The sequence below is a fragment of the Ralstonia nicotianae genome (genome assembly GCF_018243235.1).
Taxonomy (GTDB): domain Bacteria; phylum Pseudomonadota; class Gammaproteobacteria; order Burkholderiales; family Burkholderiaceae; genus Ralstonia; species Ralstonia nicotianae.
Window position 1 is genome coordinate 2,931,587 of the sequence record NZ_CP046674.1, and the last position, 13,548, is coordinate 2,945,134.

Below are 13,548 nucleotides of genomic sequence, written 5' to 3' on the forward strand. Positions count from 1 at the left end.
CCGAAATCATCGGCGTTGCGGTGCCGCGAGCTCCACAGTCAACAAGGACCGCCGGCCCTGCGAGACGGGCATATCTCCTCGCCTTCTGGACTGACATCGAGGGATCGTAAAAGGACGTCGCTCTTAGCCTTTCGGCCCATCGGCCTGGACGACGAGCTGATACATCGATGCGATTTCCGTGCGGTTGCGGGCACCCATTCGCATGAGAATTTGCCGGACGTGCGTCTTTACTGTTTCCACGCTGATGTGGAGCGTCGCTGCGATCTCCATATTGGAGGCCGTTCGAGCAAGCCTCAGGCCAAGAATTCGTCTAGCGAGTCCAGCGGCACATGCAGAGCGCGGTTCGTAGCAAACGCTTCCAGCAAGTAGTCCACAACCACACGAACACGTGGTGCAATCAGGGCACGGTGGGGATACTGGATCGCCATCTCGTATGTCCCAGGGTGAAGCTGACGGCGAAGGACTACCTTCAACTTGCCGGATACCAAATGGTCCCAAGCGAGATGCACCCCCACCTGCGCAATACCGATGCCATCGACTGCGGCTTCAACAACAGCTTCCGGCGCGGACAGCGTGAGGACCGCTGTATCCGACGGATCAAGCGTCGTGATACTGCCGTCTTGCGCTTGGAAGCTCCAGGCATCCACCGCGCCCCCAAGAAAGCGCCGGGCAACCAGTTTGTGTTGCTGTAGATCCTCGATCATGCGTGGCACCGCGTGATGGGCAAGATAGCCGGGGGATACAACGAGGATCTTATTGAGCCGGCAAACCGGGCGGGATACCAAGGCGGAATCCCGCATGTGGCCCCCTCGTAGCGCAAGGTCGTAGCCATCGCGAACCAAATCGACAATCCGATCATCGAAATCGACCAGCACGGATAAGCCGGGATAGCGCGCGAGGAGGCCGGGCAGCATGGGCATGAGTTGCTGCTGCCCGAAAGCCGCACTGGTTGATATGCGAACGCGCCCAGTGGGTTCGTCACGCTTCGCTGCGACAGCGTCGACCGCGACATCGAGCGCTTCGAGGGCCAGCCGCGCTTGTCGAAGGAATACGGCCCCCTCTTCAGTGAGCTGGAGCGTCCGCGTCGTCCGGTTCATCAGACGAACCTTCAGCGCCTTTTCGAGACCGGCGACGTTCTTGCTTACCGCAGCAGACGATATGCCGAGCACGCGCCCGGCTGCTGCAAAGCTGCCCGTAGTCGCGGCTTGGACGAAGGAAAGGATTGCGCGTACCCGGTGCGATGAATCCATGCGGTCTCCCGATCATCGAGCAAGGTAGCACGCCGAGCACTCAGCTCAGTATCAACCTCAGGTTTAGACCAAAACAACCCATTCCTGACTTCCGGTCAATCCTCTCGCTGGGCATCCTCCGCCCGACTGCTTGGCGTGCGGCTTTCGGTCTCAATCGAACGGGGACGGTTGGCCGAAGACCTTCCGGTGATGCCCGACCAGCAGCCAACTCAGTTCTTGCGCGCAACGGAAGTAGCCGGCATCCCCGCCGCTTTCAAGCCCCGCTCCCGTGAGCTGGGCATTCTTTCCAAGAACGTCGGAACATCAGCATCATCAACCTTGAGTTGAGGCCGACACAACCAATCCCCTACTTCTGATGACACATCCAGAAGCGCATTCTGGGAACAGCATCCAATCAAGGAGAAATCTGATGTCTGTTTCCATCATCTATGACAGCGGCTATGGCCACACCAAAAAGCAAGCCGAGGCGATTGCGGAAGGCGTTCGCCAAACGCCTGGCGCCGAAGCCGTTCTGATCGCCCTGGCCAACGACGAAATCGACTGGGAAGCCCTGGCCGGCAGCGACGCCATCATCTTCGGCTCGCCGACCTACAACGGCTCGGTATCCGCGCGTTTCAAGAAGTTCATGGAGGATTCGACCCGGAAGGCATGGATGCCGCAACTGTGGCGCAACAAGATCGCGGCCGGCTTCACCAACTCTGGCGCCATGCATGGCGACAAGCTGCATTCGCTGGTGACCATGGCGCTCTTCGCCGCCCAACACGGCATGATCTGGGTCGGGCTCGATCTCTTCCCCGGAAAGACCGCGAACGATATGAATCGCGTCGGCGGCTGGCTCGGTGCCATGGCGCAATCGAACGACGAATCGCCGGAGTTGTCGCCCATTGCAAGCGATCTGAGCACCGCGCGACATCTCGGCCGGCGCGTTGCCGAGATCACCCGACAATTCAGCGCCGCAGCGGTTGTCCCCGAGGGAGCCTAACCATGCAGGCCCTGGGATACGCTGCTGCGTCTTCAACCGATGCGCTCGTACCATTGCGCTTTGAGCGGCGGGAGCCACGTCCGGACGATGTCGTTCTGGACGTGCTCTACTGCGGCGTCTGCCACACAGACCTCCACATCGCAAAGAACCATGGCGGGTATACGAACTACCCTGTCGTGCCGGGTCACGAAATCATCGGACGCGTCACGCGGGTCGGTAGCGAAGTCACCCGCTTTAAGGTGGGGGACACGGTTGGCGTCGGATGCATGGTCGATTCGTGCCAGCACTGCAACCCTTGCCTCGCGGGCTATGAACAGCACTGCCAGGCGGGACCGGTCTTCACCTACAACGGAACGGACCGGCATGACCACACGAGAACCTTCGGCGGCTACTCGAACACGCTGGTCGTATCGGACAAGTTTGTCTTGAGCATTCCCAATGGGCTTGACCCGGCCGGTGCCGCACCTCTGCTCTGCGCCGGAATCACGACGTGGGAGCCGCTGCATCAGTGGAAAGTCGGCCCGGGCAGCCAGGTCGCCGTTGTGGGCTTGGGCGGCCTGGGTCACATGGCCCTGAAGCTGGCCAAAGCGCTCGGGGCAGAGGTCACCCTGTTGACCCGTTCGCCCAATAAGGAGCTCGATGCACGGCGTCTCGGCGCCAATCACGTCGTGCTGTCGACCGATGCTAGCCAGATGGCGTCCGTGGCCGGGCGCTTCGACTTGATCGTGGACACCGTTCCCTACGAGCACGACGTCAATCCGTACCTGCCTACCCTAGCGCTTAACGGTACCTTGGTCTTGGTCGGCTACATGGGACCGCTGAACGAGCCGGTTTCTGCAAGAGCACTCGTGTTCGGCCGCAAGGCCATCGCGGGATCGTTCATCGGCGGCATTGCCGCAACGCAGGCGATGCTCGACTTCTGCGGGGCGCACAACGTCGTGTCGGATGTCGAGATCATCCCGATCCAGCAGATCAACGCAGCGTATGAACGGCTGCTCAAGAGCGACGTGAAATATCGCTTCGTCATTGATATGTCATCACTGGCGGCGGACAAGCCCTGACACCATCGACTCCGCAAGGGCACACGCCCTTGCGAGTCCACCACAACACTGACAACATGAACACAAGCGCATCATCAAGCACCGATCCGCTGTTTCAGATGATCGGCGCGGTTTCTCCGGTTCTCGTGCCTTACACCCGGCACAGGATCGTCGAAGAACTCTGGCACCGCCCAGGGCTCCAGCCGCGCGACCGCGCGATCGTCACGCTTTCCGTGCTGGTTTCCCGAAACGCGTCCAACGCCTATGACCACTACCTCAACAAGGCGCTCGACAGCGGGCTAAAGCCGAGCGAGCTTTCCGAGTTGCTGACCCACCTGGCGTTCTATGCGAGCTTTGCGTACTCGTTCGGCGCAGTGGCCGTGCTCAAGGGCATCTTCGAGGCACGCGGCATCACCGTCGATGCGCTTCCCGAGGTTTCTCCCGCTTTGCTTGCGGCAGAAGAGGCGCTGCCAGGCGCGGCAAAACGGACCGCGTTCCTGGAGGCCAACGTCGCGCCTGCTTCACAGGCCTTGCTGCACTTCACCGATGCGCTGCTCAATCACGAGGTCTGGCTGAGGCCGGGCCTGGCGACGCGCGACCGCGCACTTGCCACGATCGCTTCCCTGGCAGCGCAAGGGCAGGCGGACGTGTTGCCGACCTATCTGGAGCGCGCGTTGGCAAGCGGTGTCACCAAGGAAGCAATCGGTGAGCTGCTGGCGCATGTTGCCTTCTATGGCGGATGGGGCAACGCGATCCAGGCGGCTTCCGCCGTGAGCAGATATTGGAGCGACAGCGCCGCCGGATAACCGAGTCGCGAGAATCTACGCCCCCTCAGGACGGAGCAGAACGCCAACGTTCGAGCAGGGGGCTGGAGGCGAAACGCCTCCTATTTCTCAATGCGTTCTATCGTCACCTTAAGCACCCCGCCCCGCCTCAGACTCTCCATGCCTGAATCGATTTGGCCTAGGCTGACGAGCTTCTCCGAGTAGCGAAAATCCTTGTGGAAGATCGCTAGATTGCCCCAAGGGGCGTAATAGGTGATGTCGCCCACCGAAGGCGTGAAACCATCAGGAACGCCAGCCGTGGATAGCCTCCTCGGCAAATAGGCAATCTTCTCAGTCGCCGCGTAGTCATCGAGAGACAACGTCAGCGGAAGCAGCGCGGCAAAGTCCTGTGCAGTCGCGCTGTCATTTAGCGTCGCAGTGATGATCTTGCCGTCGACCGTGGTCAGGCGAACCTTCAAGTGGATGGCTCCTTGACCGGCGCCGGCAGTGGGTTCTGCTGCGCGGGCCTTCTGGGTTACGCCCCCCGCCACACAGAGCGGAGCCTGGGAAAGCACGACCGATAGCGCGATGGCGGTGTATCGCATCTGAGTCAGGGCCAATTTGCGGGGTGTTAGCCATTGCATGGACGGTTCCCTACATCAGGACTGACCGCCCGTCGCATTCAACTTGCTCACGATTTCGGCTGATGCTTGCCAAGCACCCACTTGGCAAGCGCCAGGGCATCCGCATCGGAAAGCGCAGGCTGCGCAGGCATGGGTACCGGCCCCCAATTGCCAGAACCTCCGCGCTTGATGGAAGCGGCCAGTTGCTCGGCGCTCTTGCTGCCGTCTGCGTATTTGGCGGCGATGTCGCTCCACGACGGGCCGACGGTTTTCACGGCCGGTTGGTGGCAGGCAACACATGCGTACCGCGATGCCAGCGCGTCGCTGGCCTGAGCGCTTGCGCCCATCCAGGCCAGAATCAACGACAAACATGTTTTGTACATGGCTTATTCTCCCTGGGGCTAACGTGGGTCAAGGCACGTCACATGCAGAGGCGTGATCTGTCTGTGTCGCTGCTGTCGTTCGTGTCACCGGCAACGCCGCGCCGTTTTTCACGGCCGTCATCTCGGCGAGAATGGCAACGGCAATCTCGGGCGGTGTGTGGCTGCCGATGGGCAAACCGACCGGGCCGTGCAGGCGCGCCAACGCCTCTTCCGTGAAGTCGAAGTACTGCGCAAGTCGTTCTCGTCGGCGCATGCTGTTCAAATGGGAACCCAGGGCACCCACGTAGAACGCCGGGGACCTGAGCGCTTCCAGCAGCACCATGTCATCGAGCTTCGGATCGTGCGTGAGCGCCACCACCGCGCAGCGGGCGTCCGGCGCCATGGCGAGCAGCGTGTCGTCCGGCATGGTGGTCGCCAGACGCGCGCCAGGCACATCCCACGTTGGCCCATATTCCTCACGCGGATCGCAGACGGTAACGTCGTAGTCCAGTGCCTGCGCCATTTGCGCGAGATAGCGCGACACCTGCCCAGCACCGACGATGAGCAGACGCCATTGCGGGCCGTACACCATGGTCAGGCGCGTACCGTCCCAGGTCAGCGCACTGTCGCGCTGCGCGCTTGTGATGGAGGTGGTTCCGCGAGCCACATCCACGTGACGCAGAACCAGCTCTCGCCTGGCCAATCGCTCTGCCAGCGCTTTCAGCAATGCCACATCCGGCGCGGGCTCCACCACGAGTTCCAGCGTGCCGCCACAGGGCAGGCCGAAGCGCGTTGCTTCGTCCTTGGTCACGCCATACCTGCAGACAAACGGCAGGCTGCCGCAGAGACACCCGTCCCGCATGCGGGCGATCAGATCGTCTTCAACGCAGCCGCCGGACACCGAGCCTTGCACTAAGCCGTCTTCGCGCAGGGCTAGCCATGAGCCGGGCGGGCGCGGCGCCGACCCCCAGGTCCGTGCCACCGTCACAAGCGCAAAGCGCCGCCCCTCGGCCGCCCATTGCCGTGCGGCGGCCAGTACCTGTAGATCAACGCCTTGCATCAAGCGGTCAACGCTTCGGGGCGGATCGGCAGACTGCGCACCCGCTTGCCCGTAGCGGCGGCAATGGCGTTAGCCACTGCTGGCGCCAGCGGCGGCACCCCCGGCTCGCCAATGCCGGTCGGGTGTTCGGCGGAAGGCACGATGTGCACCTCGACCTTCGGCATCTCATTGATGCGGATCGGCGCGTAGTCATGGAAATTGGATTGCTCCACCGCACCGTCCTTGAACGTGATCGCACCGTGTAGCGCAGCAGAAAGCGCATAACCGACGCCGCCCTCCACCTGCGCACGCACCACATCCGGATTCACCACGACACCGCAATCGACCGCACAGACCACTCGATCGACGCTGAAGCTGCCATCGGGCTTGATCGTCACCTCAGCGACTTCTGCCACAACCGTCCCGAACGACTCGTGCACGGCCACACCGCGCGCCCGCTTGGCGCCATCTGCGGCAGGTACCAGCGGCTGGCCCCAGCCGGCCTTGTCCGCAGCGAGCTTCAATGCCCCGGCATGCCGAGGATGCTTTTGCAGCAACGCGAGCCTGAAGGCGACAGGGTCTTGCCCCGCTGCGATGGCCAGCTCATCGATGAAGGTTTCGGTGGAATACGCCGTGTGGGTCGAGCCCACCGAGCGCCACCAGTGCGAGGGCACCGGAATATCGTGCGGCGTGCGCAAATCGACGTGCAGGGCCGGAATGGCATACGGCAAGTTGGCCGCGCCCTCCACCGACGTCGGGTCGACACCGTCCTTGATCATGCCGCCGAACACCGTATCGGCCACGATGGATTGCCCCACCAGCCGATGGCGCCAACCAATCGGACGCCCTTGCGTATCCAACGCCGCTTCCAGTGCGTGATGAAACGCCGGACGGTAATAGCCGCCCCGCATGTCATCTTCGCGTGTCCAGACCAGCTTGACCGGTGCGCGGCTGCTGCTCGCCTTGGCGACATTCACGGCTTCGAGCACGTAGTCTGCGTCCTTGCTGGCGCGCCGGCCGAAGCTGCCGCCGGCGTAGAGCATGTGGAGCGTGACCTGCTCCGGCTTCAGACCGAGCAACGCAGCCACGGCAGTCTGGTCAATCGACTGGAATTGCTCGCCGTTCCAGATCTCGCACGCATTCGGGCTGAGTTGCACGACGCAGTTCAATGGCTCCATGGCCGCATGTGCCAGAAAGGGAAAATCGTACGCGGCACGCAGCACGCGTGCGGGTTGAGTAAACGCGGCATCGACGTCGCCCTCCTTGCGGGCCACGCTGCCCGGCGTTTTAGCCAATTCGTGGTAACGGGCAAAAATCTCGTCGCTGCTCAGCTTGAATGCAGCGGATTCGTCCCACTCCACCTGTAAAGCATCGCGACCCTTACGGGCGCTCCAGGTATCCTTGGCTAGCACGGCCACGCCGGTCGGGATCCGCACCACGTCCACCACACCTTGTACCGCCTTGGCGGGGGTCGCGTTAAACGATTTCACTTTGGCGCCAAAGCGCGGCGGGTGCGCAACCATGGCCGTCAGCATGCCGGGCAGATGCACGTCCTGCGTGAAGCGTGCCTTGCCGTTGGTCTTGTCTGCACTGTCTTTGCGCGGTGCGCGCTTGCCGATGAGTTTGAAGTCCTTCGGGTCTTTCAGCTTGACGTCGGTCGGCACGGGCTGTTGCGCGGCTGCCCGCGCAAGCTGACCGAAGTTGGCTTTACGCCCACTGCGCGAGTGCAGCACCACCCCATCTTCGACACGGATCTCGTTTGCGGGAACTTGCCACTGCTTGGCCGCGGCGCCAACCAGCATGGCTCGCGCGGTAGCCCCTGCTTGGCGCAACTGCTCCCAAGAGTTGGCAATGGCGGTGCTGCCCCCCGTTCCCTGGAACGGGCCGAACTTCAGGTTGTTGTACCGTTTCGCATCGGCCGGGGCACCCTCTACCCGCACCTGGGACCAGGCAGCATCGAGCTCCTCGGCGACGATCGTGGCAAGCCCGGTATACGTGCCTTGCCCCATCTCGATGTGTTTCGAGATGACCGTCACGGTGCTGTCGGCAGCGACGCGCACAAAGGCATTCGGCTCAAAGGACGCCAGCGCGGGAGCCGTCGCACTTCGTGCCTTGCCGGCTCCGGTCGCCGCTGCTACGCCTGGCAGGTAAATAGCCAGGGTCAATCCCATCGCGCCGTTCAGGAAGTTGCGCCGACTTGCGTTCTCGATATGAGCGGTCTTGTTCGTCATGGCTGCGCTCCAGTTAGGCCAGGCGCTTCGCCGCATCGTGAATGGCGGCGCGGATACGAACGTAAGTGGCGCAGCGGCAGATGTTGCCCGCCATGGCGGCATCAATATCGGCGTCGGTGGGTTGGTGGTTGCTCTCTAGCAGCGCCACGGCGCTCATGATCTGGCCGGATTGGCAGTAACCGCATTGCACGACGTCGAGGTGCCGCCAGGCTTCCTGCACCGCCTTGCCCACGCGGGCACGATCCACGCCTTCAATGGTGGTGATCTGCTTGCCGGCGGCGGCGGACAGCGGCGTGCTGCAGGAACGGATCGGCTGGCCATCCAGGTGCACCGTGCACGCACCGCACAACCCCATGCCGCAGCCATATTTGGTGCCGGTCAGTTGAAGCGTGTCGCGCAACGCCCAGAGGATTGGTGTGTCAGGAGCGGCATCGACGTGCGTCGGCTTGCCATTGATGTCGAGCGTGATCATTCGTTTCTCCGGGCAGAGGAATGCCGTCACGCATTCTGCGGATCCACCTGGCAAACTCGATAGCTCGATCCCCCAGCTTTCTTGCCCGATTCTCCAACAGCATCGGGGCTTAGGCGTTGGCCACCGCTTGCGAATAGCTCGCGTCCTCGGCCTTGCGAAGCAGTCCCTCAATATCACGCTTGGGCGGCTGACCAAACAGGCGACTGTATTCGCGACTGAACTGCGAAGGACTTTCGTAGCCGACGCGGAAGGCGGCCGTTGCCGCATCCAGATGCTCATTGAGCATCAAGCGCCGTGCCTCGTTTAGCCGCAGCCATTTCTGATACTGCAGCGGGCTCATGGTGGTGAGCTGACGGAAATGGTGATGGAGGCTAGAGGTACTCATTTGTACCCGTGCTGCAAGTTCGTCGATTCGAAGCGGCAGGGCGAAATTCACCTTCAGCCAGTCTATTGCCCTGGCAATCCGGTGTCCCTGGCTGCCTGCCGACGCGATCTGCCACAGGCGTGTCGCCTGGTCACTCATCAGCAGGCGGAAATGAATTTCACGTTGGATGAGCGGCGCAAGTACCGGAACGGCCTCCGGCTCGTCCAGCAAATCAACCAATCGCTTCAGCGGCTCCAGCAGGAGCGGCGTGAGGGTACCCAGCGCCATGCCTCGTTCTGCAGCGGGCTCGGTCGGTGGCGGCAGGCCGCTCTGTGCGATCAGCTCCGCGGTGATCCGCAAGTCGAGCTTGAACACCAGCCCCAGGCATGGCCTCTCCGGGCTGGCATCCAATACGCGCGAAACGGCGGGCATATCCAGCGATGTGACCAGAAAACGCTCAATGTCATAGGTGTATGCCTCATCACCCACCTGTAGTTGCTTGGCGCCCTGAGCAACCAGAACAACACTGGGCTCCACCAGGCATACGCACGGCTCCACGGCAGTGTCCCGCCGGAAAAGCCCCAGGTTGGGGATCGATGTTGAACAGTCTTCCAGCCCCTCGGTCCATCGCCCGATGGACTGTGCCAGTGCTTCATGCAATGCCGCGACGTGCGTGCTGCCGTGTTGCTGTGTGCTGCCCGAGGAGTCCATCTGAACCTCCAAACCTATCTGGTGCGATGGTAATTCATGGCGTGCCTTGGTTGACCATGGTAGTCCGGGGCAATGGAGGATCAGGCAAGAAGATCCCCGAATCGTTCTATCGACTGGACACCCTCGGCACGAGAATGGTGGCTTAGTTTGTTCCGTGTCGAGCGGTTGGCTATCCACCTGCGCGTGCCGTCATCTGCGCATCGACATGGCATTCCCTCTCAAACTGGAGATCCATCCATGCGTGCAACTGTTATGTACAGTGCCCACGACGTTCGTGTCGAGAATGTCTCGGACGCGACCATCGTGGAGCCTACCGATGCCATCGTCCGCGTCACCCAAGCTTGTATCTGCGGCAGCGATCTGTGGCCCTATCGAGCCATGGAACCCAGCGAGACCGGCCAGAGCATGGGCCACGAGGCTATCGGCGTGGTCGAGGCCATCGGCAGTGGCGTCAACAAGATCAAGGTCGGCGACGTCGTCATCATGCCGTTCGCCTATTCCGACGGTCGATGCGAGTTCTGTCATGAGGGCCTGCAGACCGCATGCGTTCACGGCGGATTCTTCGGCTACGGCGGTTTCAACGGCGCCCAAGCAGAAGCCCTTCGGATACCGCAAGCGGATGGCACGCTGTACGCGTTGCCCGGCGGCGTCGACAGCGCGTTGATGGCCTCGTTGCTTACGCTGTCTGACGTGATGGGAACGGGCCACCATGCTGCCCGCGTTGCAAGGGTGCGCCCCGGCACGTCGGCGGCTGTGATCGGCGACGGCGCAGTGGGCCTGTGCGGCGTCATCGCCGCGAAGCGGTTGGGCGCAGAGCGCATCATCCTCATGGGTCGGCATCCGGACCGCATTGCGCTGGCGCAAGCCTTTGGCGCAACCGATATCGTGAGCGAGCGCGGCGAAGAAGCGATCGAGCGGGTGCGCGCGCTGACGGGCGGCCATGGTGTGCATTCGGTGCTCGAATGTGTCGGTACCGATCAGTCCATGCAAACGACTGCAAATATCGCACGCCCTGGCGGCGCGGTGGGCCGTGTCGGCGTGCCGCATTACAACGCGATACCGGCTGACACAACATTCTTCAAGAATGTCATTGTCGGTGGAGGACCGGCGCCGGTGCGCGCCTACATTGACGATCTGTTGCCCGACGTACTGGACGGCAAGATTCAACCTGGCCGTGTGTTCGACCGCGTTATCGGCTTGGACGAAGTCCCAGATGGCTACCGGGCTATGGACGAACGCCAAGCCATCAAGGTCATGATCAATCTGTGACCGTCTGGTACCGGGAACTCCGCGATAGATTGCTGACCTACACCGGAATTGGTACCGTCCAGAAGTGGAGATTTCCGGCGTCGTTGAGTCGTCCGTCGAGGCGTTTTTCGTTGCCTGATGGGCGAATTCGGCGGGTGTCGCCTAACCTGCCCCCGGAGATTAGTACGCTGACGATGCAGCGTCCGTTCCGAAGAGGAGCGGTCATGAAGAAGCGATTCGCCGAAGAACAGATTATTGGCGTGCTCAAAGAAGCCGAGGCGGGCCTGAAGCTGGCGGAGCTGTGCCGCAACCACGGCATCTCGGAAGCGATCTACTACAACTGGAAGGCGAAGTTCGGCGGGATGACGGTCTCCGAAGCGCAGCGCCTGAAGGCGCTGGAGCATGAGAACAACAAGCTCAAGCGCCTGCTGACGGAATCGGTGCTCGACAACGCAGCGCTGAAGGACCTGCTGTCGGAAAGTAGCAAGTCCGCAGGCCAAGCGCGAAGCGATCCGGACATTGATGACCGAACGCGCCATGGGTGTCACCCGGGCCTGCGGGCTGGTAGGGATTTCGCGCTCGCGGCTCCACTACGAATCGCGCCGCCGAATTGATAACATCGACCGGGAAAAGTTAGGTAAAACCAGACTAGCGTTCCCCTGCCCCGGTTTGGGCGGGAATTATTTAACATTGCCGGGCGCGATCGCGGGTGCATCCTCGATCCACCTTCCTCGTCACCAAGGTTACGCAACCGAATCCATCTAGAGAAACCGTGTTCACTTGTAAAAACCAGAGCTGCGGCACGCATTGGGCGCTGCCCGACGTCGTCATTAAGGACGAAGGCCAGGGGCTGCTGTTCCGCTGTGCGCTGTGCGGCGCGCGCAACTATGTCGAGCGCTTCGAAGCCGACGACGGCACAGTCGTCTACGAGCAACTCGAAGGCAGGCCGCTCCAGTGACCCAACACAACGACATGACCATCGAACCGACTGCCCCACCCTTCAGTACCCTTGCGCTCGCCCCCGCCGTACTCGCGAATCTCGCGCAGCTTGGTTACACCGACATGACGCCGATCCAAGCCGCGAGCCTGCCGATCGCGCTCGCGGGTCACGACCTGATCGCGCAGGCGAAGACCGGCAGCGGCAAAACCGCAGCGTTCTCGCTCGCGCTGCTCGCGCGGCTCGACGCGCGCCGCTTCGACGTGCAGGCGATGGTGCTCTGCCCGACGCGCGAGCTTGCCGATCAGGTCGCGCAGGAAATCCGCCGCCTCGCGCGCGCCGAGGAAAACGTGAAAGTGCTGACGCTCTGCGGCGGCACGCCAATGCGTCCGCAGGCGGCGAGCCTCGAGCACGGCGCGCATGTCGTCGTGGGCACGCCGGGGCGCATCATGGACCATCTCGAACGCGGCAATCTCGCGCTCGGCGCGCTGAAGACGCTCGTGCTCGACGAAGCGGACCGGATGCTCGACATGGGGTTCTTCGACGACATCGCGACGGTCGTGCGCCAGTGTCCGCCTGAACGGCAGACGCTGCTGTTCTCGGCGACCTACCCAGACGGGATCGCAAAGCTGAGCCGGCAGATCCTGCGGAATCCGAAGGAGGTGAAACTCGAAGAGCGCCACGACGACAGCAAGATTCGCCAGCGCTTCTACGAGGTGACCGATGAAGAGCGACTGCATGCGGTCGGGCGGCTGCTGAAGCACTATCGGCCGGTCAGCACGCTCGCGTTCTGCAACACGAAGCAGCAATGCCGCAACCTGCTCGACGTGCTGCGTGCGCAAGGCTTCCATGCGCTCGCGCTGCATGGCGAGCTCGAGCAGCGCGAGCGCGATCAGGTATTGATCCAGTTTGCGAACCGGAGCTGCTCGGTGCTCGTCGCAACCGACGTTGCCGCGCGCGGGCTCGACATCGCGCAGCTCGAAGCAGTGATCAACGTTGATGTGACGCCCGATCCCGAAGTGCACGTGCATCGGATCGGCCGCACGGGCCGTGCCGATCAGGACGGCTGGGCGCTGAGCCTCGCGAGCATGGACGAGATGGGGCGTGTCGGCGGCATCGAGCAGGCGCTCGGGCGCGAGGTCGAATGGCATCGGCTCGCCGAGCTCGACGCCAGCAGCGACGCACCGCTGCTACCGCCGATGGAGACGCTACAGATTCTCGGCGGACGCAAGGACAAGATCCGCCCCGGCGATGTGCTCGGCGCGCTGACCGGCGACGCGGGCTTTCGCGGCGACCAGATCGGCAAGATCAACGCGACCGAATTCTCGACCTACGTCGCGGTCGAGCGCGGCATCGCGCGCGACGCGCTGCGCAAGCTCAACGCAGGCAAGGTGAAGGGCAAGAAGGTCAGGGTTCGGTTGATGGACGAATGACGCCGGCGCCGCCCTCGGGCGGCCCCTCGTCGACGACATTCTCCCCTCTGCATCCGGCGCTGCACCGCTTGGCGATGGCACTGCTGCCGATT

General features: G+C 62.6%; 15 protein-coding genes. 7 read left to right on the forward strand and 8 right to left on the reverse strand.

Annotated features, from left to right (window positions below; all coding sequences use genetic code 11):
* Positions 1–123 precede the first annotated feature (123 nt).
* Positions 124–270, reverse strand: coding sequence for a helix-turn-helix domain-containing protein (locus GO999_RS13420; RefSeq protein ID WP_211906308.1), 147 nt, complete (start codon positions 268–270; stop codon positions 124–126).
* A 23-nt stretch (positions 271–293) separates the two neighbouring features.
* A complete protein-coding gene (locus GO999_RS13425; RefSeq protein WP_019717617.1) occupies positions 294–1,250 on the reverse strand; it encodes a LysR family transcriptional regulator in 957 nt (318 codons plus the stop codon).
* Positions 1,251–1,659: 409 nt separating this feature from the next.
* Here GO999_RS13425 and GO999_RS13430 point away from each other — a divergent pair, with 409 nt between their 5' ends.
* From GO999_RS13430 to GO999_RS13440, 3 genes are read left to right on the forward strand one after another with little or no spacing between them, the layout of a single operon-like run.
* Positions 1,660–2,232, forward strand: coding sequence for a flavodoxin family protein (locus tag GO999_RS13430; RefSeq protein ID WP_011000591.1), 573 nt, complete (start codon positions 1,660–1,662; stop codon positions 2,230–2,232).
* A gap of 2 nt (positions 2,233–2,234) precedes the next feature.
* A complete protein-coding gene (locus GO999_RS13435) occupies positions 2,235–3,293 on the forward strand; it encodes an NAD(P)-dependent alcohol dehydrogenase (protein ID WP_011000590.1) in 1,059 nt (352 codons plus the stop codon).
* Between the two features lie 56 nt (positions 3,294–3,349).
* A complete protein-coding gene (locus GO999_RS13440; RefSeq protein ID WP_011000589.1) occupies positions 3,350–4,078 on the forward strand; it encodes a carboxymuconolactone decarboxylase family protein in 729 nt (242 codons plus the stop codon).
* A gap of 80 nt (positions 4,079–4,158) precedes the next feature.
* On the opposite strand, the gene GO999_RS13445 is transcribed toward GO999_RS13440, so the two are convergent.
* The 6 genes from GO999_RS13445 to GO999_RS13470 form a co-directional block, all read right to left on the reverse strand.
* On the reverse strand, positions 4,159–4,515 hold the full coding sequence (locus GO999_RS13445) for a cyclophilin-like fold protein (RefSeq protein WP_029240226.1): 357 nt from the start codon (positions 4,513–4,515) through the stop codon (positions 4,159–4,161).
* A gap of 212 nt (positions 4,516–4,727) precedes the next feature.
* A complete protein-coding gene (locus GO999_RS13450) occupies positions 4,728–5,042 on the reverse strand; it encodes a c-type cytochrome (protein ID WP_019717616.1) in 315 nt (104 codons plus the stop codon).
* A gap of 28 nt (positions 5,043–5,070) precedes the next feature.
* Positions 5,071–6,081, reverse strand: coding sequence for an XdhC family protein (locus GO999_RS13455; protein WP_211906309.1), 1,011 nt, complete (start codon positions 6,079–6,081; stop codon positions 5,071–5,073).
* A complete protein-coding gene (locus GO999_RS13460) occupies positions 6,081–8,291 on the reverse strand; it encodes a xanthine dehydrogenase family protein molybdopterin-binding subunit (protein ID WP_211906310.1) in 2,211 nt (736 codons plus the stop codon). Before GO999_RS13460 ends, GO999_RS13455 begins: the two co-directional genes overlap by 1 nt.
* Before the next feature lie 13 nt (positions 8,292–8,304).
* Positions 8,305–8,763 carry a (2Fe-2S)-binding protein gene (locus GO999_RS13465; protein WP_019717613.1) on the reverse strand — a complete coding sequence of 153 codons (459 nt, stop codon included), beginning with the start codon at positions 8,761–8,763 and terminating at the stop codon, positions 8,305–8,307.
* Between the two features lie 109 nt (positions 8,764–8,872).
* The gene (locus GO999_RS13470; RefSeq protein ID WP_016723472.1) at positions 8,873–9,838 is read right to left on the reverse strand and encodes an AraC family transcriptional regulator; all 966 of its coding nucleotides are present in this window, start codon (positions 9,836–9,838) and stop codon (positions 8,873–8,875) included.
* Between the two features lie 237 nt (positions 9,839–10,075).
* Here GO999_RS13470 and GO999_RS13475 point away from each other — a divergent pair, with 237 nt between their 5' ends.
* The 4 genes from GO999_RS13475 (at position 10,076) to dbpA (ending at position 13,456) form a co-directional block, all read left to right on the forward strand.
* Complete coding sequence (locus GO999_RS13475; RefSeq protein WP_249215035.1) at positions 10,076–11,107, forward strand: zinc-dependent alcohol dehydrogenase family protein; 1,032 nt, start codon at positions 10,076–10,078, stop codon at positions 11,105–11,107.
* 203 nt (positions 11,108–11,310) lie between these two features.
* A complete protein-coding gene (locus GO999_RS13480; RefSeq protein WP_162903499.1) occupies positions 11,311–11,700 on the forward strand; it encodes a transposase in 390 nt (129 codons plus the stop codon).
* A 158-nt stretch (positions 11,701–11,858) separates the two neighbouring features.
* On the forward strand, positions 11,859–12,044 hold the full coding sequence (locus tag GO999_RS13485; protein WP_011000581.1) for a hypothetical protein: 186 nt from the start codon (positions 11,859–11,861) through the stop codon (positions 12,042–12,044).
* 14 nt (positions 12,045–12,058) lie between these two features.
* The gene (dbpA, locus tag GO999_RS13490; RefSeq protein ID WP_020831356.1) at positions 12,059–13,456 is read left to right on the forward strand and encodes an ATP-dependent RNA helicase DbpA; all 1,398 of its coding nucleotides are present in this window, start codon (positions 12,059–12,061) and stop codon (positions 13,454–13,456) included.
* The last annotated feature ends 92 nt before the right edge of the window (positions 13,457–13,548 follow it).

Bases quoted from the DNA above. Each gene is read 5' to 3' on its own strand.
- GO999_RS13465 (WP_019717613.1), bottom strand. From the start codon at position 8,763: ATGATCACGCTCGACATCAATGGCAAGCCGACGCACGTCGATGCCGCT.
- GO999_RS13455 (WP_211906309.1), bottom strand. From the start codon at position 6,081: ATGCAAGGCGTTGATCTACAGGTACTGGCCGCCGCACGGCAATGGGCG.
- GO999_RS13470 (WP_016723472.1), bottom strand. From the start codon at position 9,838: ATGGACTCCTCGGGCAGCACACAGCAACACGGCAGCACGCACGTCGCG.
- GO999_RS13435 (WP_011000590.1), top strand. From the start codon at position 2,235: ATGCAGGCCCTGGGATACGCTGCTGCGTCTTCAACCGATGCGCTCGTA.
- GO999_RS13480 (WP_162903499.1), top strand. From the start codon at position 11,311: ATGAAGAAGCGATTCGCCGAAGAACAGATTATTGGCGTGCTCAAAGAA.
- GO999_RS13425 (WP_019717617.1), bottom strand. From the start codon at position 1,250: ATGGATTCATCGCACCGGGTACGCGCAATCCTTTCCTTCGTCCAAGCC.
- GO999_RS13450 (WP_019717616.1), bottom strand. From the start codon at position 5,042: ATGTACAAAACATGTTTGTCGTTGATTCTGGCCTGGATGGGCGCAAGC.
- GO999_RS13475 (WP_249215035.1), top strand. From the start codon at position 10,076: ATGCGTGCAACTGTTATGTACAGTGCCCACGACGTTCGTGTCGAGAAT.
- GO999_RS13430 (WP_011000591.1), top strand. From the start codon at position 1,660: ATGTCTGTTTCCATCATCTATGACAGCGGCTATGGCCACACCAAAAAG.
- GO999_RS13440 (WP_011000589.1), top strand. From the start codon at position 3,350: ATGAACACAAGCGCATCATCAAGCACCGATCCGCTGTTTCAGATGATC.
- GO999_RS13460 (WP_211906310.1), bottom strand. From the start codon at position 8,291: ATGACGAACAAGACCGCTCATATCGAGAACGCAAGTCGGCGCAACTTC.
- GO999_RS13420 (WP_211906308.1), bottom strand. From the start codon at position 270: ATGGAGATCGCAGCGACGCTCCACATCAGCGTGGAAACAGTAAAGACG.
- dbpA (WP_020831356.1), top strand. From the start codon at position 12,059: ATGACCATCGAACCGACTGCCCCACCCTTCAGTACCCTTGCGCTCGCC.